Consider the following 19,422-nt stretch of genomic DNA (forward strand, 5'->3'; position numbering starts at 1 on the left):
GGGCTGGTTACCCGCCAGTATGGTCCCATGATCGACAAGACCCGCCGCGTCGCCGTCATCGGCGGCAACCGCATCCCGTTCGCCCGTTCCAACGGCGCCTACGCCGACGCGTCCAACCAGGACATGCTGACCGCCGCGATCGACGGCCTGGTGGCCCGCTTCGGTCTCGAGGGCGAGCGCGTCGGCGAGGTCGTCGCCGGTGCCGTGCTCAAGCACGCGCGCGACTTCAACCTGACCCGCGAGGCCGTGCTCGGCTCGAAGCTCGCCCCCGAGACGCCGGCCACCGACATCCAGCAGGCCTGCGGCACCGGCCTGCAGGCCGCCATCCAGGTCGCGAACAAGATCGCGCTCGGCCAGATCGACGTCGGCATCGCCGGCGGCACCGACACCACCTCCGACGCGCCGGTCGCGATCAGCGACAAGCTGCGCAAGAAGCTGATGAAGGTCAACGCCGCCCGCGACACCGCCTCGCGACTCAAGGCGCTCGGGGCCATCCGTCCCGGCGACATCGGCCTCGAGATCCCGCAGAACGGCGAGCCCCGCACCCGGATGTCGATGGGCGAGCACGCCGCGCTCACCGCGCTGGAGTGGCAGATCGAGCGCACGGCCCAGGACGAGCTCGCGGCGGCGTCGCACCAGCACCTCGCGGCGGCCTACGAGGCCGGGTGGCTCGACGACCAGGTCACCCCGTTCCGCGGCGTCGAGCGAGACACCAACCTGCGCGCCGACTCGACCGCCGAGAAGCTCGCCAAGCTCAAGCCGGTCTTCGGCAAGGGTGAGGCCGCGACCATGACCGCGGGCAACTCGACGCCGCTCACCGACGGTGCCTCCGTCGTCCTGCTCGCCTCGGAGGACTGGGCGAAGGAGCGCGGGCTGCCCGTGCTGGCCTACCTCACCGCCTACGAGACCGCGGCCGTCGACTACGTGCACGGCGGCGAGGGCCTGCTGATGGCCCCGGCCTACGCCATGGCGACGATGCTGCAGCGCGAGGGCCTGAGCCTGCAGGACTTCGACTACTACGAGATCCACGAGGCGTTCGCATCGCAGGTGCTCTCCACGCTGAAGGCCTGGGAGGACCCCGTCTTCTGCAAGGAGCGCCTCGGCCTCGACGAGCCGCTCGGCGCGATCGACCGCACCAAGCTCAACGTCAAGGGCTCCTCGCTCGCCGCCGGTCACCCGTTCGCCGCCACCGGCGGCCGGATCGTCCCGGTGCTCGCCAAGCTGCTCGCCGAGTCCGAGGGCGGCACCGGTCGCGGCGTCATCTCGATCTGCGCCGCCGGCGGCCAGGGCGTCGTGGCGATCCTCGAGCGCGCCTGACGGCGGCGGCGGGGAACACCCGGTACACCGGGGATCCCTGACGTTCTCAGGGGTTGCAACGGCCGAGAAGCGAGCGCAGTCCCTGGGAAGCCGGCGCCGATCTCGTGCCGCGAGTCGCCAGAGACTCAGTGCGCTCCGGCGAGCGCGAGCGCCGACGACACCAGGTGCGACCGGACCTGGTCGGGCGAGATCGTGCCGACCGTGGGCACGCCCGGCGCCAGCTCGGTGACCAGGATGCCGAGCCGGGCCAGCTGGAGCGCGCCGAGGCCGCTGGCATAGAGGGTGTTCGCAGTGAGCACGGGGTCGGGCGTGCCGAGGCCCTCGAGCGCGGCGGTGAGGATGTTGAGGTTCGCCGAGATCGCGCGACCGAGCCGGAAGAGGGCGCTCTCGGAGATCTCCAGCAGGAGGTCCTCGCCGCGACGGCGCATGAGGGCCTGGGCGCAGTCGACGAACGCCGGGTACCGCACGCCGTAGTCGACGAACGCGCCGACGATCGCCGCCAGCCGGTCGGCCGGCACCTCGGTGGCGGACGCCGCCGCCTCGAGGGCGGCGCGCATCTCGTCGAGGTAGCTGACGAGCGTGAGCGCGAACAGCTCCTCCTTGCCGGTGAAGACCCGGTAGATGATCGCCCGGTTGACGCCGACCGCGGCGGCGATGTCCTCGATGCGCATCTCGCCGATGCCCTGCCGGTCGAACGCGGCACGGGTCGCCTCGATGATCTGCGCCTCCCGGGCCCGCCGTCGGACGGCGGCCGCGCGGCGGCGCCCGTCGGTCTCGGGAGCGGGGGTGGAGGCGGTCATGATCCGATGGTAGCCATGTTGCAACTCTCAGTTGCACGACTGTGACGGAGCACGCCGTCAGCCGGCGAGCGCCTTGACCTGGTCGAGCGTGTCGGCCTCGGCGGCCGATTTGTCGTCGCGGTAGCGGACGACGCGCGCGAACCTCAGCGCGACGCCACCGGGATAGCGCGAGGAGCGCTGCAGCCCGTCGAGCGCGATCTCGACCACCTGCTCGGGCCGCACCGGCACGACCCAGCCGTCGGTGGGGCCCTCGGCGAGAGCGAGGAACCGCTCGGTCTGCCACGCGAGCATCTCGTCGGTCATGCCCTTGAACGTCTTGCCGAGCATCACGAACTCGCCGGGACGGTCGGGGTCGCGGGCGCCGAGGTGGATGTTGGAGAGCTTGCCGGAGCGTCGGCCCGAGCCCCACTCGACCGCGAGCACGACGAGGTCGAGGGTGTGCACGGGCTTGACCTTCACCCAGGCCGCGCCCCGGCGCCCGGCGGCGTAGGGCGCCTCGAGGTCCTTCACGACGACGCCCTCGTGGCCGGCGGAGAGCACCTCGGTGACGAACGCCTCGGCCGCCTCGACCTGGGCGGTGACCAGGCGTGGCACCCGGAACTCGCGAGGCACCAGGTCGTCGAGGGCGGCGGCGCGCTCGTGGGCGGGGGAGTCGAGCAGGTCGCGGCCGTCGACGTGCAGCACGTCGAAGAAGAACGGCGTGACCCGGACCTCGGCGTCGCCCTCGGCGAGGGCGGTGCGCGAGGCGGTCTCCTGGAACGGACGCGGGCGGCCGGCGTCGTCGAGGGCGAGCACCTCGCCGTCGAGCACGAACGACGAGGCCGGCAGCGACCGGGCGACGTCGACGACCTCGGGCAGCCGGGTCGTGATGTCGTCGAGCGATCGCGTGACGACCAGGACCGCGTCGTCGTGCCGGTGCACCTGGACGCGGATGCCGTCGAGCTTGGTGTCGACCGCGGCCGGGCCGCCGTCGTGCGTCACCTTCGCGAGCGCCTCGCCGACCGTGGGAGCCGACGACGCCAGCATGGGCGAGACCGGGCGCATGACCTGCAGGCGCACCGAGGACAGCGCCTCGGCACCGCCGCTGAACGCGAGGCGCGCGGCCACGAGCGTCGACCCGGACAACATGGCCGCCCGGCGGACCGCGGCCAGCGGGAGCCCGGTGGCCGCGGCGACCGCCTCCTGCACGAGGGCGTCGAGCGCGCCCTGGCGCACCTCGCCGGTGACCAGCCCGCGCAGCCACGGCTGCTCGTCGGCGGTGGCCGCGCCGAAGAGCGCGGCGACCGCCTCGGCGCGCGCGGCCTGTGAGCCGGCGCCGGCGAGGTCGGCGATGCGGGCGAACTCGGCGTCGACGCCGGCGACCGTGAGGGTGGGCTCGGCGGCCGGCGGCGGCAGCGACGACAGGCCGCGGTAGCCGATGCCGGTGCGTCGTTGGCGCAGGGCGCCGCCGAGGTAGGACACGACCACCTCGAGCTCGTCGCCCGGGCCGACCCGGTCGAGGAGCTCGGCGAGCGCGGCGACCTTGGCCTTGCGCGACCGCGTCGCGGCGACCGCGGAGGAGGTGGCGACGAGGTCGGCGAGCAGCATCTGGTCAGTCAACACGCTGCCACCGACAGCCAGGCACACCCGCGGGCCAGGGCGGCCACCGCAGGCCCCCGCGGCGTGGCTCGGTGTCGGTGCTCGAACCTAGGCTGTCCACGTGACGACGGACGGCGGGCAGCACCGGGTGTGGCGACCCGACTGGCCGTGCGGCCTCGGCGTCCTGCGCCTGCACCGGCGCGGCGGCGGCGACCCGACCTTCCGCACCGACGGCGACCTCACCTGGCGCGGCATCCGCACCCCCGACGGTCCGACCACCCTCCTGCTCGAGCGGGCCGCGGGGCTCGGCGAGGTCCGGGCCACCGCCTGGGGGCCGGGGGCCGCCTGGGTGCTCGAGGCCGTGCCGGCGATGCTCGGGGCCGACGACTCCTGGGAGGGCTTCGAGCCCAGGCACCCGGTGCTCGTCGACGCCCGGCGCCGGTTCCCGCACGCCCGTATCGGCCGCACCGGCCTGCTCATGGAGGCCCTGGTGCCGGCGATCATCGAGCAGAAGGTCACCGGCCAGGAGGCCTTCGCCGGGTTCCGCATGCTCGTGCACCGCTTCGGCGAGCGCGCACCCGGCCCCGGCGCCGAGCAGCACCTGTGGGTGCAGCCCGACGCCGACACGATCCGCCAGGTGCCGTCGTGGGAGTGGCTGCGCATGCACGTCGACCCGGCCCGGTCGCGCACGCTGGTCAGCGCCGCCCGGGTCGCCGGGTCGCTCGAGCGCGCGGTCACCGCCACGCCCGAGGAGGCCGAGCGCCGGCTGTGCTCGATCCCCGGCATCGGCCGGTGGACCGCGGCCGAGGTCCGCCAGCGCACCTTCGGTGACCCCGACGCCGTGTCCTACGGCGACTACCACGTGGCCAAGGACGTCGGCTGGGCGCTCACCGGCACCCCGTTCGACGACGCCGAGATGGAGGCCTACCTCGAGCCGTGGCGGCCCCAACGCGGCCGGGTGCCGATGCTCGTCGCGATGGCCGGCCTGCGTCGTCCACGCCACGGGGCCCGCATGGCGCCCCGCACCCACCTGCCGGCCTCGGTCACGCGCCGCCGCTGAGCGCTGCGGCTCAGGCGAGCTCGGCCTCCTCGGCCACCGGCACGAGTGCAACGGCGGCCAGCGGCAGCACGGCTGCGACGGCGAACGCCGTCGCGTAGCCGGCGTGGGTGACCAGCAGCCCGCCGAACGGCGGCACCAGCGCGCTGGTGAGGAACTGCGCGGTGTTCTGGACGCCGAGCGCGCGGCCCGACCAGAACGGCCCGGCCCGCTCGGCGACGGCGGTGAACGCCAGACCGTTGTCGGCCACCGTGAGCACCGTCGCGACGACGAGCAGCACGACGGCGACCCCGAGGTCGAGCCAGGCGGTGAGGCCGAGCAGGCCCATGGTCACCGCAGCGGCGACGGCCACCCAGCGCAGCGGGCGCATGCGCGAGCCGACGAGGTCGGACAGCTGGCCGGCGGCGATGCGCCCGAACGCGGCCACGACCTGAGCGACGGCGACGAGCGTGCCGGCGGCGGCCGGCGTCCAGCCGCGCTCCTCGACGAGCCAGACCAGGCTGAAGGTCCACACCAGGAACTGCGGGACGACGAGCAGCACCGAGACGCCGTGCACCCGCGCGAGGAACGAGTCGGCCCGGTAGGGGTTGGCCGCGGCTCCCGCGCGGGCCGGCGGGCGCGGCGGGTCGACGACCACGAGCGCGACCACCACGAAGGCGACGGCGGCGGCGACGGTGGGCACGAGGAGCGCCGTCCCGATGCCGTGGCGGTCGGCCACGACGGCGATCGAGATCGCGGCGATGCCGACCCCGACGGGTTGCGCCATCTGCCGGATGCCCATGGCGAGGCCGCGTCGCCGCGGCGGGAACCAGCCGACGACCACGCGTCCCGAGGCCGCGTTCGCACTCGCGGCGGCGGCACCGGCGGCGAGCAGCGCCGCCGTCATCGGCACGAGGCCGTGCGCGGCGACGGAGGCCAGGCCCGCGACGACGGTGAGCGCCAGCCCGGCGAGCAGGACGCCGCGTTCGCCGCGGCGGTCGGTCACGACGCCCCACGGCACGAGGGTCAGCATCACGCCGACCGTGGGCGCGGCCGCGACCACGCCGGCCTGCACGAGCGAGAGGCCCTCCTGGTCGCGCAGTGCCGGGATCAGGAACGCCGGCCCGTGGACGGCGACCGCCGACGCGGCCTGGGCCAGCGTGCTCGCCCCGAGCATCGACCAGCGGCGGGCGGCGCTGACGTCGGTCTCGGCGGCTGTGGTGGTCACCCGATCATGAAACCCCGGCCGCGACCCCGGGGAGCGCGTCGTCTCGCGGCACGCAGTGTGAGAAGTCAGACTCGTGGCACCCGCCCGATAGGTTGGGCCCGTGGGTGCCGGTGTCGACGTCGAGCGATGGATCGCGGTCCTGCGCCGCACGCTGCTCACGATCCTCGGCCTGCAGCTGGTGCTGGCGGTCACGATGTCGCTCGTCGACTCCTACCGGCGCCGCGGCAAGAAGCCCAAGCCGTTCCCGACCCGCGACCCCGAGACGGTCAAGATCGGCGACAGCGCCGTCACGACCTACACGTTCGGGCGCGACCTCTACGAGGACATGATCGCCGCGATCGAGGGCGCCGAGAAGCAGATCCTGTTCGAGACCTACATCTGGAAGGGCGACGCGACCGGCGAGCGGTTTAAGGCGGCGCTGGCCGACGCGGCCGCCCGCGGTGTCGAGGTCTACTGCATCTACGACGGCTTCGCCAACCTCGTCGTCAGCCCGGTCTTCAAGCGGTTCCCGTCGTCGATGAAGGTGCTGCGCTACCCGATCTACGCGGCCGGCTGGCGGTTCTTCGACCTGCGTCGCTACGGCCGCGACCACCGCAAGATCCTCGTCGTCGACGACGAGATCGGCTTCGTGGGCGGCTACAACATCGGCGCCGCCTACGAGACCGAGTGGCGCGACACGCACGTGCGCATCACCGGTCCCGGTGTGTGGGACCTCAAGCGGGCCTTCGCCGACTTCTGGAACCTGCACCGGCGCCGCCGCCTGCGCCACTCCGAGCGACCGCTGCTGCTTGAGACGGCGTCCACCTGGGAGCCGCGCATCCGGGTGCAGCGCAACGTGCCGCGCCTGTGGATGTTCCCGATCCGCTCGATGTACCTCGAGGCGATCACCCGCGCGAGCACGAACGTGTGGCTCACGACGGCCTACTTCATCCCCGACCAGGACTTCGTCGACGCCATGAAGGACGCCGCGCGCCGCGGCGTCGACGTCAGGCTGCTCGTGCCGCTGAAGTCGAACCACATCGTCGCCGACTGGATCTCGCGCGGCTACTTCTCCCAGCTGCTCGAGGCCGGGGTGAAGATCCTGCGCTTCAAGGGCGCGATGGTGCACGCCAAGACCGCGACCGTCGACGGCACCTGGTCGACGGTCGGCACCGCCAACATCGACCGGTTGAGCCTGTCGGGCAACTACGAGATCAACGTCGAGATCATCGACGCCGACCTCGCCCACGAGCTCGAGGAGATCTTCGCCACCGACGAGTCCAACTGCGTGCTGCTCACTCGCGACGAGTGGGAGGCCCGCGACCTGCACCGGCGCTTCACCGAGTCGTTCCTGCGGCCCCTGCGTCCGCTGCTCTGAGCCGTGCGCCCGCCCACCTTCGACGTCGTCGACCGCACGCACGGCACGGTCCTGGCCTCGTTCCAGGTCGCTGGCGAGCGGGAGGTCCGGACCGCGGTCGAGGCCGCCCGCCACGCCGCAGCGGCCTGGGCGAGCGCCTCGGCCGGCACGCGTGCCCGGGCGCTGCGCCGGTGGCGTGGTGAGCTGTGGCGCTCGTCGTCGCGCCTCGCCGAGCTGCTGCACCGCGAGAGCGGCCTCGGCTTCGACGACGCGATGCTCGACGTCCTGCGCACCGTCGAGCACCTCAGGTGGGCCGAGGGCCACCTCGCCCGAGCGCTCGGCCCGCAGACGACGGCGCGCGGGCGGCTGAGCCCCGAGCTCGGCTCGACCACCGACTGGGTGCCCGAGGGCGTCGTCGCCGTGGTCACGGGCGGTCGGCCGTCGCTCTACGCCACGATGTCGGCCGTCACGTGCGCGCTGGCGGCGGGCAACGCCGTCGTGGTGCAACCGGGGTCGCGGGTCACCGCGACGCTGTCGGACGTCGTCGCGGCGCTCGGCCGCATCCGCGACGTCCCCGACGACGTCCTGCAGCTCGTCGCGGGCGACGACGCCACCGCGCTCGCGCTCGCCGGCTCGCCGGTCGACCGGGTCTGCTACCTCGGCGCGCCGGTCGCCGGCGTCCGGGTCACCACCGTCGCCGCGCGGGCGATGGTGCCGGCCACCGTCGTCGCGGTGGTCGCGCCGGTCACCCTCGTCGCGCCCGACGCCGACCTCGAGCGGGCGGCTGCCGCCGTCGCCCACCTCGGCACGGCCGACGACGACCCGCCCGCCGAGGTGCTCGTGGCCCCGTCGGTGCTCGACGACTTCCGCGCCGCCCTCGACCGGGTCGGCCCCAGCCCTCGTCGCGGCGTCGTCGCCCGCGCCCTCGGACGACGCCGCGGGCCGCTCGAGCTCCCGCCCGGGCCTCGCGGCGACGTCCGGATCGAGACGGCGCCGGCCTTCGAGGCGCTCGTCGAGCGGCTCCGGGCGCACCCCGTGGCCGAGGTCGCCGTGCACTCGGCGCGCGACGGCCAGCACCTCGCCCAGCTGCTCGCCGCGGCCGAGGTCACCGTCAACCTGCCCGCACCCTCGTCGGCGTCCACCGGCGGGGGAGTGCCGCGCGCGGCACTGGGCTCGCCCGGCTACGGGCCCTTCGCCGGGGACGCCGGGCTACGGACGTTCGCGCGCGCCCGCACCACGACCGCACGACGCCGGCTGCCGGTGCCGACCGCGCCGGTGGAGCTGTTGCTCTCGACCCCGGCCGGGCGGCTCGCCACGAGGCTCGCCCTGCACGTGCGGCACTCGCTCGACTAGCCCGTCACAGGCCCGGGCGGGCCGCGGTACCGGGCGCCGTCCACCCCGGCGGGCGGCGAGTGTCGGTGGCGGCGTTTACGCTCGCAGCATGCGACCGATCACCGACCTCGAGCGCCGCGTCGCTCCCTTCAAGGTCACCTCCGACTTCGAGCCCGGCGGCGACCAGCCGGCCGCGATCAAGGAGATCTCGCGCCGCGTGCAGGCCGGCGTGCAAGACGTCGTCCTGCTCGGCGCCACCGGCACCGGCAAGACCGCCACGGTCGCCTGGGTGGCCGAGCAGGTCCAGCGCCCGATCCTGGTCATGCAGCCCAACAAGACCCTGGCGGCGCAGTTCGCCAACGAGCTGCGCCAGCTGTTCCCCGACAACGCGGTCGAGTACTTCGTCTCCTACTACGACTACTACCAGCCCGAGGCCTACGTCCCGCAGACCGACACCTACATCGAGAAGGACTCCTCGATCAACGAGGAGGTCGAGCGGCTGCGGCACTCGGCCACCAACAGCCTGCTCACCCGGCGCGACGTCATCGTGGTCTCGACCGTCAGCTGCATCTACGGCCTCGGCACCCCGCAGGAGTACGTCGACCGGATGATCCGGCTCAAGGTCGGCGAGGAGCACGACCGCGACTCGATCCTGCGGCGGCTCGTCGAGATCCAGTACACGCGCAACGACATGTCGTTCAGCCGCGGCACGTTCCGCGTGCGCGGCGACACGCTCGAGGTGTTCCCCGTCTACGAGGAGCACGCGGTGCGCATCGAGTTCTTCGGCGACGAGATCGAACGGTTGATGACGCTCCATGCCGTCACCGGCGAGGTGCTCACCGAAGACCCCGAGCTCTACATCTTCCCGGCCACCCACTACGTGGCCGGCCACGACCGCATGGAGCGGGCGATCCGGGGCATCGAGGCCGAGCTCGAGGAGCAGCTGCAGACCTTCGAGCGCCAGGGCAAGATGCTCGAGGCGCAGCGGCTGCGCATGCGCACCACCTACGACGTCGAGATGATGCGCCAGGTCGGCTCGTGCGCCGGCATCGAGAACTACTCGATGCACATGGACGGCCGCTCGCCCGGCAGCGCCCCCAACACCCTGCTCGACTACTTCCCCGAGGACTTCCTGCTCGTCGTCGACGAGTCGCACGTGGCGGTGCCGCAGATCGGCGGCATGTTCGAGGGCGACATGTCGCGCAAGCGCAACCTGGTCGACCACGGGTTCCGGCTGCCGTCGGCGATGGACAACCGGCCGCTGCGGTGGGAGGAGTTCCTCGACCGCGTCGGCCAGTCGATCTACCTCTCGGCCACGCCCGGCAACTACGAGCTCGACAAGGTGCAGGGCGACGTCGTCGAGCAGATCATCCGGCCCACCGGCCTGGTCGACCCCGAGGTCGTCGTCAAGCCGACCAAGGGCCAGATCGACGACCTCATCCACGAGATCCGCACCCGGGCCGACAAGAACGAGCGGGTGCTGGTCACCACGCTCACCAAGAAGATGTCCGAGGACCTCACCGACTACCTCCTCGATGCCGGCATCCGTACCCGCTACCTGCACTCCGAGGTCGACACGCTGCGCCGCATCGAGCTGCTGCGCGAGCTGCGCATGGGCGAGTACGACGTGCTGGTCGGCATCAACCTGCTCCGCGAGGGCCTCGACCTGCCCGAGGTGTCGCTGGTCTCGATCCTCGACGCCGACAAGGAGGGCTTCCTGCGCTCCGACAAGTCCCTCATCCAGACCATCGGCCGCGCGGCGCGCAACGTCTCCGGCGAGGTGCACATGTACGCCGACAAGATCACTCCCTCGATGGAGTCGGCCATCGACGAGACCAACCGGCGCCGCGAGAAGCAGGTGGCCTACAACAAGGCCCACGGCGTCGACCCGCAGCCGCTGCGCAAGAAGATCGCCGACATCACCGAGATGCTCGCGCGCGACAGCGAGGACACCCAGGCGCTGCTCGAGACCTGGGCCGGCACCGAGGCGAAGGGGCGGGCCGGTGGCGCCAAGGCGCGGCAGACCGTGCCGGTGCTGGGCGAGAAGGCCTCGGGCCACCACGCCAAGGACCTCGCGGGCCTGCCCAGCTCCGAGCTCGCCACGCTCATCCAGGACCTCACCGACCAGATGAAGCAGGCCGCCGCCGAGCTGCAGTTCGAGCTCGCGGCGCGCCTGCGCGACGAGATCAACGACCTCAAGAAGGAGCTGCGTCAGATGATGGAGGCCCAGAAGTAGCCACCGGGAGAACCCGGACCGGGCTCCGGTGACCCGGCCCACACCCCTAACGTGAGCGCAGTGACGACGTCCACCCCGACCACCCCGCGCCTGGCGTGGGCGGTCTGGGCGGTGGGCCTGCTCGTCTACTTCGTCGCGGTGTTCCACCGCAGCTCCCTGGCCGTCGCCGGCCTGGCCGCCACCGACCGGTTCGGCATCAGCGCGGCCCAGCTGGCGACGTTCACCATGCTGCAGCTGCTCGTCTACGCGCTCATGCAGGTACCGGTCGGGCTGCTGGTCGACCGGTACGGGCCACGCGCCGTGATGCTGGCCGGCACCGTGCTGCTCACTCTCGCCCAGGCGGGCTTCGCGCTCGCCGAGTCCTACGCGGCCGCCCTGGTCGCCCGGGTGTTCGTCGGCATGGGAGACGCGCTCACCTTCATCTGCCTGCTGCGCCTGGTCTCACGGTGGTTCGCCCCGAACCGCATCCCGTTCATCACCCAGCTCTCGGGCACGCTCGGCCAGCTCGGCGCCGTCGTCGCGGCGATCCCGATGACCATCGCGCTGCGCGAGCTCGGCTGGACGACGGCCTACCTGGCCACCGCCTCGCTCGGCGTCGTGCTCGCAGTCGCCCTGGTCGTCGTCGTCCGCGACGCACCCGAGCAGCGGCGCGTGGTCGGCCCGCAGCTGTCGCTGGCCACCGTGCGGCGCAGCCTCACCGCGTCGTGGGGCCACCCCGGCACCCGCCTCGGGTTCTGGATGCACTTCACCTCGCAGTTCAGCGCCACGACCATGTCGCTGCTGTGGGGCTACCCGTTCCTGGTCGAGGGCGAGGGTCTGTCCGAGCACACGGCCGGCCTGCTGCTGAGCCTCGTGGTGGTCGCGATCATGTACAGCGGCCCGTTGCTCGGCTACCTCGTCTCGCGGCACCCGTGGCACCGCTCGTCGATGGTGCTGGTCATCGTCACCGCCATCGTGGCGGTCTGGACGGCGGTGCTCGTCTGGCCGGGCGACGCGCCGCTGTGGCTGCTGGTGCTGCTCACCCAGGTGATCGGCATCGGCGGCCCGGCCTCGATGATCGGCTTCGACCTCGCGCGCACCTCGAACCCGGCCGACCGGCTCGCCAGCGCGACCGGCATCATCAACCAGGCGGGCTTCTCGGCCTCGCTCGTGCTCGTCGTCGCCATCGGCCTGATCCTCGACTGGCGTACCCCCGGCGCCGGCAGCAGCTACACGCCCGAGGCCTTCCGCTGGGCCATGGCCGCGCAGTACCCGCTCTGGGCCCTCGGCCTCCTGCAGATCTGGCGCTACCGGGTGCGGGTGCGCCGCGTCATCGACCGTGCCACGCTCGAGGCCGGCCTCCACGTGCCGACATGATGGTGGCGTGATGGTCGAGCACACCGACGACGGCCGCTACATCGTGGTCGACGGACGACGCTGGCGGGCCACCGACCCGGACATCCCGACCGAGCGCCGCGACGAGCTGCAGAAGATCCTCATGGCCTGGCGCCGCGCGGTGAGGACGGCGCGGGGCACCGACGACGAGGCGCGGGTCCGGGCCGGCGTCCAGGCGGCCAAGGTCGCGCTCGGCGAGCGCGGCACGCCGTGGTGGGAGCAGTCCGACGACGAGCGCCGCGCCCGGTGGGAGGCCGACGTCCCGCAACCGTGACGGCGTCGCTCAGGCGCCGGCGCGCGGGGCGTACATGATGACCGCGACGCCGACCAGGCAGATCAACGCTCCCGTGACGTCGTAGCGGTCGGGTCGGAACCCGTCGACGACCATGCCCCAGGCGAGCGAGCCGGCGACGAACACGCCGCCGTACGCGGCCAGGATGCGGCCGAACTCGGCATCGGGCTGGAGCGTCGCGACGAAGCCGTAGATGCCGAGGGCGATGACGCCGAGGCCGATCCAGACCCAGCCCCGGTGCTCGCGGACGCCCTGCCAGACGAGCCAGGCGCCGCCGATCTCGGCGACCGCTGCGGCGAGGAACAGCACGATGCTGCGCAGGGTGTCCATGGGGGTCGAGCGTATCGGCGGGTCTACGTGCGATGACGTGCGTGGTCGGGTTGGCCGCGCGCGGTAGCACGCCGCGTCTCGGCCTCAAGGACCAATCCCCACGCCTGACTGTTGATGCGAGTTGGGGATTGGTCCTTGACCCCGAGCCTCGTGCGGCGTGCTGGTCCGGCGCGTGCGGTGGCGCCTCCGCAAGCTCCGGCGCACCGCCCGCCAAGCGCCGCCAGGGGAAGGATTTGGGTTGGGTTTGTGATCGGGATTGAGTCGAACATACGTTCGAATCCGTGGTAGCATGGCCTATGGCCACCTCGACCCGCACCAGCAGCGATCCGCTGCTGCTTGCGGTGCGTGGCCGTCGCCTCGCCGAGGCTGACGCGCAGGTCGAGACGCTGAAGTCGGTCTTGGCGTGGGCTGAGCGGAACGTCGCTTCGAGCGACGAGGTCGTCGTGTTGCTGCAGTCGGTGGAGCGTCCGTTGCACCTGGCCGGGCCGGGTGCTCCGGCGGTGCCGGAGTACGCCGCGCTCGACCTCGCCCTGTCTCTGGGGATGTCGACCGATGCCGGCCTGACCTACCTGGGTCGGGCGCTTGAGCTCGCCCACCGGCTCCCTCGGTTGTACCTGCGGGTGGTCAAGCACGAGGTCGCGCTGTGGCGGGCGTTCAAGATCACGGACGCGACCATGACCCTGTCCGAGACCGCAGCCTGGCACGTCGATAAGGCGATCACCCCTGTGGCGGAGCGGTGCTCGTTCGCGCAGCTCGACCGCACCGTCGACGCCGCTCGCGCCGAGCACGACCCCGCCGAGGCTGAGGCCCGACGGCTGGCTGCGCTCGAGGACCGGCGCGTGACCGTGTACCTCGCGGGTGCGACCACCGACGGCACCGACGGCACCGTCGATGTCGTCGCCACGTTGGACACCGCTGATGCGATCGATCTCGAACATGCGCTGCGTGACGGCGCGCAGGCCCTTGCCGACCTCGGGTCGACCGAGACGTTGGACGTCCGACGGTCCCAGGCGCTGGGGGAGATGGCCCGCACGCAGCTCGCGCTCGATCTCGACACCAGCGGCACCGGGCGTGGGGTCACGATCTACGCCCACCTCGACGCCGCCAACCCGGACCTGCCCGGGCTGCTCGACAGCACCCAGACCCCGCTCCTCGTCGAGCAGGTCCGTGAATGGTGTCAGGCGGCCGGCACCAAGGTCGCCGTCAAGCCCGTCATCGACCTCGCCGAACCCCACGAGACCCCCGCCTACCGACCCAGCGACGCGATCCGTGAACGCGTCACGCTCCGCGACCGGTGCTGCGTCTTCCCCGACTGCAGCAGGCGTCGGGTCGACCTCGACCACGTCATGGCGTGGGAGTCCGGTGGCATCACCGCGACCTGGAACCTCGCGCTGCTCTGCCGCAGGCACCATCGAGCGAAGACCCACGGCCGGTGGTCGTACCGGATGGTCGAACCCGGCCTCTACGCCTGGACCTCACCGACCGGCGTCGAGTCAGTCGTCGACCGGCGTCCACCACCCGGCACCCACGCCCGCCGACATCCCTGACCGCCCCATCAGCCCGCCGTCCACCCCGACCGCGGGCCATGGGCACGCACGTACCGTCCGTTCACCGACACCTGAGACCCTCACGCGGTGAGCGACACGGTGAAGCGGGACGACGTCGTGCCCCTCCGGCAGGCGACCCGCGCGTGGTTCCTGGTCTCGTTGCAGACCTTCGGCGGCCCCGCCGGCCAGATCGCGGTCATGCAGCGGATGCTCGTCGACGAGCGTCGGTGGATCGGTCAGCAGCGGTTCCTGTTCGCCCTGTCCTACTGCACGCTGTTGCCGGGTCCGGAGGCGCAGCAGCTCGCGACCTACGTCGGCTGGCTGCTCAACGGCGTGCGCGGAGCGCTCGTCGCCGGCGTGCTGTTCGTCCTGCCGGGTCTGGTCGCGATGCTCGTCCTGTCGGCGGTCTACGTGACGTACGGCGACACCGCGGTGCTCGACGGGCTGTTCCTCGGCCTCGGGCCCGCGGTGCTGGCGATCGTCGTCCAAGCGGTGCTGCGCATCGCTCGTCGCAGCATGACCCACCCGGTCCTGGTCGCACTGGCCGTCTCGTCGTTCGTCGCCCTCGCCTTCTTCGCCGTCCCGTTCCCGTATGTGCTGGTCGTCGCGGCCGTCGTGGGGTGGACGGCGCGACGCGCCCTGGCGACGTCGTCCGCGTCGGCACCCCCGGACGACGGCCCGCCGCCCCTGGTGCCCGACGAGGCTCTGCACGCCGACCGGCCGTCGTCACGCCGCACCGCAGCCGTGCTGGGGATCGGGCTGGTCCTGTGGATGGCCCCGGTCGCGCTTGCGGCCATGGTGCTCGGCGGCGGCAGCACGGTCGTCGACCAAGGCGTGTTCTTCGGTGGCACCGCGGTGATCTCGTTCGGCGGCGCCTACGCGGTGCTGGCGTTCGTCGCGCAGCGAGCGGTCGACGTCTACGGCTGGCTCTCGCCGGGGGAGATGGTGCGCGGCCTCGCGCTGGCCGAGACGACCCCGGGGCCACTGGTCATGGTGGTGCAGTTCGTCGCGTTCCTCGGCGCCTACCGCGACCCCGGCGCGCTGTCGCCCTGGGCGGCCGCCGTCGTCGCCTCGCTCGTGGTCACCTGGGTCACCTTCGTGCCGAGCTTCGTGTTCATCCTGCTCGGTGCGCCCTACGTCGAGCGGCTGCGTGGGCACCGGGGGCTGACGGCCGCGCTGACGGGCATCACCGCCGCGGTCGTCGGCGTGATCGCGAGCCTGGCCCTCTACTTCGCCGTCCACACGCTCTTCGACGGCACGACGGCGGTGACGGCGGGGTGGCTGTCGTTCGACGTGCCCCGCCCGTCGACCGTCCGCTGGGACGCCGTGGCGATGGCCGCTCTCGGGTTCGGGCTCGCCTTCGCCGCGCGCTGGAGCGTGCTGCGCACCCTCGCGGTGTGTGCGGTCCTGGGGTTGACCGTGGGCGTCGTCCGCTCGTTCTGACGCGGCCCCCGGGGCCGGGTCAGGCCCTGCCCTTCGCCGTGAGGCCGACGAGGCGCGCCACGACGAGCGCGACGTAGAAGACTCCCGCGACCTGCTCGAGCATGACCAGCGAGCGAGCGTGGTCACGGATCGGGTAGACGTCGCTCAGGCCGACCGAGGTGAGGGTGGTGAAGGACAGGTAGAGCAGGTCGAACCACGCGCGCGTGCCCTCGCCGGCGTAGCCGACGAACGAGTCGGGCCACACGACCTGGGCGCCGGCGTAGACGTAGGCGAAGGCCCAGGCGACCACGGTGAACGCGGCGCCGGTGGCGAACAGCTCGTCACGGGTGACCTTGTCGTCGTGGAACAGGTAGCGGATGAGCGCGTAGGAGACGAACAGGTAGAACGGCACGTGGAAGACCGCGGAGGCCAGCACCGCCCACCCGGCGTCGTCGGTGACGGCCTCGAGCACGCTGAACACCATGGCCGGGGCGCCGAGCAGCACGGCCACCCACGACAGGGCCGGGGTGAGCCGGACGGCGGCCGCCGCGGCCAGCACCACGCCCACCTGCACGGCGCCGAGCACCGCCCGACCGGCGACGTTCTCGTCGAGGAACGGGTAGGCGAGCACGGCGAGCAGCTGCAGGCCGAGCAGGAGTGCCGAGGGGTGCTCGCGGACGGTGGCGCCGAGCCGCCGCGCCATCAGGACAGGCCCTTGGGCCAGCGCTGCTGGCGGGCCTGCTTCTTCTCCAGCCGGTGCACCTCGTCACGCACCATCTCGTCGCGGGAGGTGAGCACCCGGGCCAGGTTGACGCCCGTGACCGCGTTGACGATCAGCGGCCAGGGGAAGAACACGTCGGTCCAGCCGGCGAGCGTGGTGCTGATCCAGATGGCCCAGCAGATCAGCCCCGTGCCCAGGAACGAGAAGAGGGCGGCGCGCCGCCGCGCCTCCCAGGAGCGCTGAGCACGCTGCTCGAGCTCGGCCGACGAGACGCCGACGAGCGACTTCGTCGGCCGCGCGGGCGCCGACCTGAGCGGCACGAGGTCGGCGACCAGCGGGGGCAGGTCACCGAGCGTGCGGGCCGAGGCGACGGCGTCGGTGCGCTCGTCGAGCTCCTCGCGCTCGAGGCGTCCGTCGGCGAAGGCGGACGCCAGGACGCCGGTGATGCGCTCGCGGTCGGCGTCGGAGGCACGCAGGCCCGCGTTGGCGCGATCGCGCGGGTCGTGCGGGAACGATGCCCACAGGTCCGTGGCCATGCCCACCTCCGTCGCCCCGCGATCGTCTCGTCGTCGGACCCGCATCCTAGAGAGCCTTCTGGTCGTGCCCCACGCGGGTGAGGCTCTAGGCGCTTGACGTCGGCGGAAGGATCATGGCTGTGACCACCGTCTCAGTCGACCTCCTGATCATCGGTGCCGGCCCCACCGGCCTGTTCGCCGCCTACTACGCGGGGTTCCGCGGCCACCGCATCGCGGTGGTCGACTCGCTGCCCGAGCTCGGCGGGCAGATCACCGCGATGTACCCGGAGAAGCAGATCCTCGACGTCGCCGGCTTCCCGTCGGTCAAGGGCCGCGACCTCGTCGACGGCCTCGTCACCCAGGCCAACACCGCCAAGCCGGAGTACCTGCTCGAGCGCACCGCGCTCACCCTCGAGACCGACCCCGACCCCGTCGACGGCGGCGTCACCGTCGGGCTCGACGACGGCACCACCGTCCGCGCCGGCGCCATGATCATCACCGCCGGCATCGGCAAGTTCTCGCCCCGGCCGCTCCCCGCCGGTGAGGACTGGGTCGGTCGTGGCCTCGAGTTCTTCGTGCCCAGCTTCGCGCCCTACGCCGGCAAGGACGTCGTGATCGTCGGCGGCGGCGACAGCGCCTTCGACTGGGCCCTGCACCTCGAGCCGATCGCCGCATCGGTCACGCTCGTGCACCGACGTGACGCGTTCCGTGCCCACGAGCGCACGGTCGAGCAGGTGCGGGCGTCGTCCGTCGAGATCGTCACGAAGGCCGAGGTCACCGCGCTGCACGGCGAGACCGTGGTCGAGTCGGTCGACATCGAGGTCGGCGGCGAGACGGTCAACCGACCGTGCCAGGCCGTGGTCGCGGCGCTCGGCTTCGTGGCCGACCTCGGCCCGCTGCAGCAGTGGGGGCTCGAGGTGCACAAGCGGCACCTGTGCGTGAACCCGTCGATGCAGACCAACCTGCCGCGGGTCTTCGCCGCCGGCGACATCACCGAGTACGCCGGCAAGGTCCGGCTGATCGCCGTCGGCTTCGGCGAGGCCGCCACCGCCGTCAACAACGCCACCGTCGCGATCGACCCCAGCGCGAAGGTCTTCCCCGGGCACTCCTCCGAAGGCTCCTGAGCAGGACCCACCAGCCCGGCGGATAGGTTCGGCCCATGGCCAACCAGCGCTCGCAGGTCGTGATGGGTCCCGACGAGGTCGACGAGTTCCTCCACCAGCAGCGGTCGGCGACGATCGCCACGCTCGGCCCCACGGGCCGGCCCCACCTCGTCGCGATGTGGTACGCCGTCCACGAGGGCGCGGTGTGGATCGAGACCAAGGCGAAGTCGCAGAAGGTCGTCAACCTGCGCCGCGACTCGACGATGTCGTTCCTCGTCGAGTCCGGCCACACCTACGACCAGCTGCGTGGCGTCTCGCTGGAGGGCCGCGGCGAGGTCGTCGACGACGCCGACGTCGTCTGGGACGTGTGCGTCAACGTCTTCGAGCGCTATCACGCGCCGTACACCGAGGAGGTCAGGCCGTTCGTCGAGGTGATGGCCAAGAACCGCGTCGTCGTGCGGCTCGACGTCGAGCGCACCCGCTCGTGGGACCACCGCAAGCTCGGCCTGCCGGCCATGGAGCTGGGTGGGACGACGGCTGAGTTCCTGGAGGTGGTCGCTGCAGGTCTCAGTCGCGCAGCAGCAGGCTGACGGCCCGCTCGAGGTGCGCGCCGGTCTCGGCGGCGGTGGATCGACCGGTGACCCAGGCGACCAGGGCCGAGAGCCAGACGTCGCCGATCACGCGCGCGATGGTGGTGTCGTCGTCGGTGGGCGGGGTCGTGCGGCCGGGGTGCATGGCCCGGGTGAGCATCGCGGTGAGCAGCCTGACGACGGTGCGGATCTCGGTGGCGACGGAGGCGTCGGCGAACATGAAAGCCCGGGTGAGGGCCTCGGTGAGCCGCGGATCGCGCTGCAGGCCGCGGGTGGTGCGCTGCATGACGAACGTGACCCGCTCGGCCGCCGTGTCACCGGGGACGACGTCGAGCTCGCGGAAGGCGGCCTCGCTGCGCTCGAACTCGCGGACGAGCGCGGAGACGAGCAGGTGGATCTTCGAGGGGAAGTAGCGGTACAGGGTGCCGAGCGCGACGTCGGCCTGGTCGGCCACGGCCCGCATCTGGACGGCGTCGAAGCCGCCCTCGCGGGCGAGCTCGTAGGTCGCGTCGAGGATCCGCCTGTGGCGGTCGCGCTGCGCGGCCGAGCCGAGCTCGTCGGCGGAGAGGGAGGTGGTGGTGCTCATCGGGGCCCCATGGTCTTCCTGCTGCCAGGACCCGCTGTCAGGTCTGCCTCACTAGGCTAACGGGCAGTGAGCCATGATA

Annotated in this window: 18 protein-coding genes; 11 read left to right on the top strand and 7 right to left on the bottom strand. The window is 72.5% G+C overall.

All coding sequences use genetic code 11. From position 1 onward, the window contains the following. Positions 1 to 27 precede the first annotated feature (27 nt). On the top strand, positions 28 to 1,317 hold the full coding sequence (locus ABFT23_RS09315; protein WP_347894479.1) for an acetyl-CoA C-acetyltransferase: 1,290 nt from the start codon (positions 28 to 30) through the stop codon (positions 1,315 to 1,317). A gap of 125 nt (positions 1,318 to 1,442) precedes the next feature. On the opposite strand, the gene ABFT23_RS09320 is transcribed toward ABFT23_RS09315, so the two are convergent. Together ABFT23_RS09320 and ABFT23_RS09325 are read right to left on the bottom strand one after the other, a co-directional pair. Then, complete coding sequence (locus ABFT23_RS09320) at positions 1,443 to 2,117, bottom strand: TetR/AcrR family transcriptional regulator (RefSeq protein ID WP_347894481.1); 675 nt, start codon at positions 2,115 to 2,117, stop codon at positions 1,443 to 1,445. A 57-nt stretch (positions 2,118 to 2,174) separates the two neighbouring features. Continuing rightward, positions 2,175 to 3,719: an ATP-dependent DNA ligase gene (locus ABFT23_RS09325; RefSeq protein WP_347894483.1), complete on the bottom strand. Its 1,545-nt coding sequence runs from the start codon at positions 3,717 to 3,719 to the stop codon at positions 2,175 to 2,177. A 97-nt stretch (positions 3,720 to 3,816) separates the two neighbouring features. Here ABFT23_RS09325 and ABFT23_RS09330 point away from each other — a divergent pair, with 97 nt between their 5' ends. Then, the gene (locus ABFT23_RS09330) at positions 3,817 to 4,755 is read left to right on the top strand and encodes a DNA-3-methyladenine glycosylase family protein (RefSeq protein ID WP_347894485.1); all 939 of its coding nucleotides are present in this window, start codon (positions 3,817 to 3,819) and stop codon (positions 4,753 to 4,755) included. Between the two features lie 10 nt (positions 4,756 to 4,765). On the opposite strand, the gene ABFT23_RS09335 is transcribed toward ABFT23_RS09330, so the two are convergent. Further along, positions 4,766 to 5,959 (bottom strand): MFS transporter, encoded by a 1,194-nt coding sequence (locus ABFT23_RS09335; RefSeq protein ID WP_347894487.1) that lies wholly within the window; start codon positions 5,957 to 5,959, stop codon positions 4,766 to 4,768. A 100-nt stretch (positions 5,960 to 6,059) separates the two neighbouring features. Here ABFT23_RS09335 and ABFT23_RS09340 point away from each other — a divergent pair, with 100 nt between their 5' ends. The 5 genes from ABFT23_RS09340 (at position 6,060) to ABFT23_RS09360 (ending at position 12,511) form a co-directional block, all read left to right on the top strand. After that, complete coding sequence (locus tag ABFT23_RS09340; RefSeq protein WP_347894489.1) at positions 6,060 to 7,316, top strand: phospholipase D-like domain-containing protein; 1,257 nt, start codon at positions 6,060 to 6,062, stop codon at positions 7,314 to 7,316. A 3-nt stretch (positions 7,317 to 7,319) separates the two neighbouring features. Then, the gene (locus tag ABFT23_RS09345; protein ID WP_347894491.1) at positions 7,320 to 8,648 is read left to right on the top strand and encodes an aldehyde dehydrogenase family protein; all 1,329 of its coding nucleotides are present in this window, start codon (positions 7,320 to 7,322) and stop codon (positions 8,646 to 8,648) included. An 88-nt stretch (positions 8,649 to 8,736) separates the two neighbouring features. Further along, a complete protein-coding gene (gene uvrB / locus ABFT23_RS09350; protein WP_347894493.1) occupies positions 8,737 to 10,863 on the top strand; it encodes an excinuclease ABC subunit UvrB in 2,127 nt (708 codons plus the stop codon). A 60-nt stretch (positions 10,864 to 10,923) separates the two neighbouring features. Next, the gene (locus ABFT23_RS09355; protein ID WP_347894495.1) at positions 10,924 to 12,219 is read left to right on the top strand and encodes an MFS transporter; all 1,296 of its coding nucleotides are present in this window, start codon (positions 10,924 to 10,926) and stop codon (positions 12,217 to 12,219) included. Positions 12,220 to 12,229: 10 nt separating this feature from the next. After that, positions 12,230 to 12,511, top strand: a complete 282-nt coding sequence (locus ABFT23_RS09360) for a hypothetical protein (protein ID WP_347894496.1) — start codon at positions 12,230 to 12,232, stop codon at positions 12,509 to 12,511. Between the two features lie 9 nt (positions 12,512 to 12,520). On the opposite strand, the gene ABFT23_RS09365 is transcribed toward ABFT23_RS09360, so the two are convergent. Continuing rightward, on the bottom strand, positions 12,521 to 12,859 hold the full coding sequence (locus ABFT23_RS09365) for a YnfA family protein (protein ID WP_347894498.1): 339 nt from the start codon (positions 12,857 to 12,859) through the stop codon (positions 12,521 to 12,523). 296 nt (positions 12,860 to 13,155) lie between these two features. Here ABFT23_RS09365 and ABFT23_RS09370 point away from each other — a divergent pair, with 296 nt between their 5' ends. Then, entirely contained in the window at positions 13,156 to 14,406 is a 1,251-nt protein-coding gene (locus ABFT23_RS09370; protein WP_347894500.1) for an HNH endonuclease signature motif containing protein, read from the top strand. An 87-nt stretch (positions 14,407 to 14,493) separates the two neighbouring features. Then, a complete protein-coding gene (gene chrA / locus ABFT23_RS09375; protein ID WP_347894502.1) occupies positions 14,494 to 15,849 on the top strand; it encodes a chromate efflux transporter in 1,356 nt (451 codons plus the stop codon). A 19-nt stretch (positions 15,850 to 15,868) separates the two neighbouring features. Here the strand turns inward: chrA and ABFT23_RS09380 are convergent, their stop codons facing one another. Together ABFT23_RS09380 and ABFT23_RS09385 are read right to left on the bottom strand one after the other, a co-directional pair. Then, complete coding sequence (locus tag ABFT23_RS09380) at positions 15,869 to 16,531, bottom strand: potassium channel family protein (protein ID WP_347894504.1); 663 nt, start codon at positions 16,529 to 16,531, stop codon at positions 15,869 to 15,871. Continuing rightward, positions 16,531 to 17,085, bottom strand: a complete 555-nt coding sequence (locus ABFT23_RS09385) for a DUF1707 SHOCT-like domain-containing protein (RefSeq protein ID WP_347894506.1) — start codon at positions 17,083 to 17,085, stop codon at positions 16,531 to 16,533. Before ABFT23_RS09385 ends, ABFT23_RS09380 begins: the two co-directional genes overlap by 1 nt. Before the next feature lie 119 nt (positions 17,086 to 17,204). On the opposite strand from ABFT23_RS09385, the gene ABFT23_RS09390 reads away from it, so the two are divergent. Both ABFT23_RS09390 and ABFT23_RS09395 read left to right on the top strand, forming a co-directional pair. Continuing rightward, entirely contained in the window at positions 17,205 to 18,188 is a 984-nt protein-coding gene (locus ABFT23_RS09390) for an NAD(P)/FAD-dependent oxidoreductase (protein ID WP_347894508.1), read from the top strand. Between the two features lie 35 nt (positions 18,189 to 18,223). After that, a complete protein-coding gene (locus ABFT23_RS09395) occupies positions 18,224 to 18,757 on the top strand; it encodes a pyridoxamine 5'-phosphate oxidase family protein (protein WP_347894509.1) in 534 nt (177 codons plus the stop codon). Here the strand turns inward: ABFT23_RS09395 and ABFT23_RS09400 are convergent. After that, positions 18,735 to 19,343 (bottom strand): TetR family transcriptional regulator, encoded by a 609-nt coding sequence (locus ABFT23_RS09400; protein ID WP_347894511.1) that lies wholly within the window; start codon positions 19,341 to 19,343, stop codon positions 18,735 to 18,737. The two genes, ABFT23_RS09395 and ABFT23_RS09400, sit on opposite strands and share 23 nt — an antisense overlap. Between the last annotated feature and the right edge of the window lie 79 nt (positions 19,344 to 19,422).

Source organism: Nocardioides secundeburneus, from assembly GCF_039939255.1.
In the GTDB taxonomy this organism is placed as follows: Bacteria; Actinomycetota; Actinomycetes; order Propionibacteriales; family Nocardioidaceae; genus Nocardioides.